3 protein-coding genes are annotated in these 3981 nt (G+C 72.1%); 1 reads left to right on the plus strand and 2 read right to left on the minus strand.

Going from position 1 to position 3981, the window contains the following annotated elements; translation table 11 throughout:
* A partial coding sequence (locus tag BN12_RS19095) for a glycoside hydrolase family 3 protein (protein ID WP_327152671.1) occupies nt 1-932 on the minus strand: 932 nt, incomplete at its 3' end.
* 98 nt (nt 933-1030) lie between these two features.
* Entirely contained in the window at nt 1031-2395 is a 1365-nt protein-coding gene (locus BN12_RS19100; protein ID WP_083454778.1) for an MFS transporter, read from the minus strand.
* 163 nt (nt 2396-2558) lie between these two features.
* On the opposite strand from BN12_RS19100, the gene BN12_RS19105 reads away from it, so the two are divergent.
* Nucleotides 2559-3578, plus strand: a complete 1020-nt coding sequence (locus BN12_RS19105; RefSeq protein WP_200901255.1) for a LacI family DNA-binding transcriptional regulator — start codon at nt 2559-2561, stop codon at nt 3576-3578.
* Nucleotides 3579-3981: the final 403 nt, after the last annotated feature.

Consider the following 3981-nt stretch of genomic DNA (forward strand, 5'->3'; position numbering starts at 1 on the left):
GGTCGGTCGGCCGGCCAGCCGCGGTGACCGTCCGGCCCGCCGAGGGCCCCGACGCGCTGGGCGAGTCGCAGGAGCCGGATGACGTGCTGGTCGATGACCGACTCGGGGACGCGGCCGCTCTCGACGTCGGCGACGAGCGCGGCGCCCCAGGGCCCGTCGGGCCCCGGCATGACGAGGTCGAGCCCCCCGAGGGCGGCGGGCGCCGCGGACTTCGTCGCGAACCAGTCGGACATGAGCAGGCCGTCCCAGGCCCACTCCTCCTTGACGATCTCGGTGTTGACGTGGTGCTGCTCGGTGCCGGTCACGCCGTTGATGTCGTTGTACGACGCCATGATCGACCAGGGCTGCGCCTCCTCCACCGCCATCTCGAAGGGCAGGAGGTAGACCTCGCGCAGGGCCTTCTCGGAGACGACCGAGTTCATGTAGTTGCGCAGGGTCTCCGACTCGTTCGCGACGAGGTGCTTCAGGCAGGCGCCGATGCCCCGGCCCTGCAGCCCCCGGACGTAGGCGACGGCCAGCCGGCCCGTGAGGTACGGGTCCTCGGAGTACGCCTCGAAGAGACGCCCGCCGAGCGGTGACCGGTGCAGGTTGATCGTCGGTCCGAGGACGACGTGGATGTGCTGCCGCTCGGCCTCGTCCGCGAGCAGCTCACCGACCTCGTGGGCCGTCTCGTCGCGCCACGCGGCGGCGAGGAGGGTGGCATTGGGGACGAGCGCCACCTTCTCCCCGCCCGTGAACTTCAGCCCTCGGACGCCGGTCGGGCCGTCCGAGAAGGCCATCGGTGCCAGCCCGATCGACTCCTCGCCCCAGAGGGTGAACGCCGTCTCACCGGTGAGCAGCCGCACCTTCGTCGCGAGGTCCAGCCTATCGACCAGCGCGTCCAGGGCCTCGGCGTCGGTCGTCACGTCGGGGGAGCTGTCTGTCGTCGTCACGATGCCTCTCGTGCCTTTCCATGGGGAGATGAGGGTGTGGCGGGTCGCCGCGAGCGGAGGAGGGAAGGATGGGTATGCCATGTCGGCGGTGCTCCGGACTACCTCACCTTCTTGATCGGCAGGACGACGAGCGCACCGACGAGTGCCGCGATCCCCGCGGTGTAGAGCAGCAGGTCGTAGTTCTGGTTCGTCGCGCTCGCGACCCCGAGGAGGATCCCGCCGAGCAGGGGCGCGGCGGTCTGCGGCAGGGCGTTGGCCATGTTGAAGACACCGAGGTCCTTGCCGGAGTCGTCGGGGTTGGGCAGGACGTCGACGACGAGGGCGAGGTCGACCCCGACATAGATGCCGTAGGCGACGCCCATGAGGCCCTCGAGCAGGTAGAAGTGCCCGACGGAGTGGACGTGGGCGAGCAGGATCGTCCCGACGGCGAACAGGAGCGTCGAGCCCGCGACGAGGAACTTGCGCCGTCCCGTCATGTCGGAGATCTTGCCGGCGATCCAGCCCGAGGCGACGAGGCAGATCGTGTAGATGAGGACGCCCGTCGTGATGGCAGCGGGCGCGTCGTCCTTCGAGAGGCCGATCCGGTCCTGGAGGAAGTAGAGCCGGAACGTCGTGAACATGAAGGTCGCGAGGGTGATGAGGAAGCGCGACCACCAGGCGAGCGCGAAGTCGGGGTGCTCCTTGGGGCTGACCCAGAAGGTCGTCACCCACTCCCGCAGGTCCATGCGTGGCGGCTTCGCCGGCAGGACCTGGTCGGGCAACACGAAGGCGAACAGGAGCATCGCGCCGATCGCGACGATGGCCGGTGCGACGAACATGATGATCATCTGGTGCTGGAAGACCTGCGCGACGTACGTCCCGCCGAGGATGCCGACGTTCTGGGCGATGCCGAGCAGGGCGGAGACGCTCCCGCGCTGGAACTGCGGGACCTGGTCGGAGATCGTCGCGATGAAGGGGGCGAGCGTGGCGTTCGCGCCCAGCTGCGCGAGGCACCAGCCGGCCGTGACGACCGGGACGTTCTGGCCGGTCGCCATGATGACGAAGGCGAGCGTCATGACGACGGTGCCACCGACGATCCATGGGCGACGCCGGCCCCACCGCGACGTCGTCCGGTCCGAGAAGCGTCCGAACAGGACGTTGCCGACGACGGCGAAGAGGGCGCCGAAGCCCGCGACGGTCGCGAGCGCGCTGTTCTTCTCGGAGTCCGGGACGATGTCCTGGACCTTTATCCCGATGCCGACGATCGCCGGGCCGAGGAGCGCGACGAAGAACAGCAGCTGGGCGAGGACGAGGCCCCAGATGTACCCGCGGCTCACGGGCTCGGTGGGCTCGGCGAACCAGTGGTGCTCGGCGTGCGGCCTCGGGCGGACCGCCAGACCACTGCCGAGCTGGTCGGCCTCGCCTCCTGCCTGGGCCTCGTCGACGGGAAGGCCCTCGGGGTCCGGACGGCTCGACCTGCTCATACACCAGCTCCCTTGATGGCATATCGCGGCTGATGCGTGTCACTGACGCGCGTCACTAGCCCGCATATAGTTGCGATGGCACAGGGCTGGTGTCAACCCCCGGGTCACGGTCCGGGCTACCGCCCGTAACCCGTCCGACGTCAGACAAGGCAGGTGGAGGCCGGTGAGCCAGACCCCGCGCCCGCCACGGCGGGTGACGGCGATGGACGTCGCGGCCCGCGCAGGGGTGTCCCGGACGACGGTCAGCTACGTCCTCAACGACAGGCCGCACCAGGCGATCCCCGAGGGCACGCGCCGTCGGGTCCTCGACGCGGCCGCCGAGCTCGGGTACGCCCCGTCGGCGGCGGCCCGGACCCTCGCGACGGGACGCAGCAGCCTCGTCCTCGGCGTGATCCCCGACTGGCCCGTGAGCACGAACCTCGGCGAGGCGATGCGGGCGCTGACGCGCGCCTTCGCCACGGAGGGGCTCGTCTACCTCAGCCACACGGCGACCGCCGCCGAGGAGGATCTCGCTCCGCTCTGGGGCACCGTGTCGCCCGCCGCCACCATCCTGTTCGACCACGTCCCGCCCGAGCAGGTCGACCGGATGCGCGCGGCGGGCATCGCCGTCGTCGTCGCCTCGTGGAGCAGTGAGGCGTCGGTCCCCGGAACGATGGACCGTTGGGACGAGGAGGTCGGGCGAGCCCAGGCCGAGCACCTCATCTCGGTGGGGCACCAACGGCTCGGGTATGCCTGGTCGGACGACGAGCGGGTCGTCGGCTTCGCAAGGCCCCGCCTCGCGGGTGTGCGGGCCGCCTGCGCCGCCCACGGGCTCGCACCCCCGCTCGTCCACACCGTCCCGGCCGACGCGGCCCGGGCCGGCGACGTCGTCCGGCGGTGGCGGGGCGAGGCGCCCCCGGTGACGGCCGTGTGCGCCTACAACGACGAGACGGCCCACGCCGTCCTCGCCGGGCTACGTCTCCTCGGTCTCGCCGCACCAGCCGACCTCGCGGTCGTCGGAGTCGACGACAACCCGGTGTCGGCGCTGCAGGATCCGAGCCTCACGACGGTCCGGCACGACCTGGACGCCCTCGCCCGGCAGGTCGTCGGCCTCGTCGTCGGCGCGCTCGGCGAACAGGCTTCCCCGGGCCCGTCGGTGGAGGACCGGACCCCAGCCCACCTCATCAGGAGGAGCACCACCTGACGGGCTTCGCCGCACCCGGTCGCCCTCCGCGGGAGGGCTCACTCGACCGGAGGCCGGTGGGCACCCCCGCGCCTGTGTTCGGGCCGGCGCAGGTGGCGACGCCCCACCCGACCGGGGGCCGGCAGGCACCCCGCGCCCGCGTGTGGGGCCGGTAGGGCGCATGGGACTACTCCGGCGGCAACGGGATGACCCCGCGCCTGCGTGCGGGGCCGGTCGGCACCTCGTGCCTGCGCTCGGGTCGGCGCAGGTGGCGACGTCCCACCCGACCGAGGGCCGTCATCCGGGTCGGGTGACTCGCGTCGTCCGGCCCCTCCGGTCCGTCGCGTCGGCGCCGCGCGTCAGCGGATCCGACGCGGGCCGTACCGAGGCGGCTCCCCGGCGGCAGGGGGCCGGGGGGGGGGGG

The sequence above is a fragment of the Nostocoides japonicum T1-X7 genome (assembly GCF_001046855.1).
Classification (GTDB): Bacteria; Actinomycetota; Actinomycetes; order Actinomycetales; family Dermatophilaceae; genus Nostocoides; species Nostocoides japonicum.

Coding starts and splice junctions, on each gene's coding strand:
- BN12_RS19100 (WP_083454778.1), bottom strand. CDS start 2,395: ATGAGCAGGTCGAGCCGTCCGGACCCCGAGGGCCTTCCCGTCGACGAG.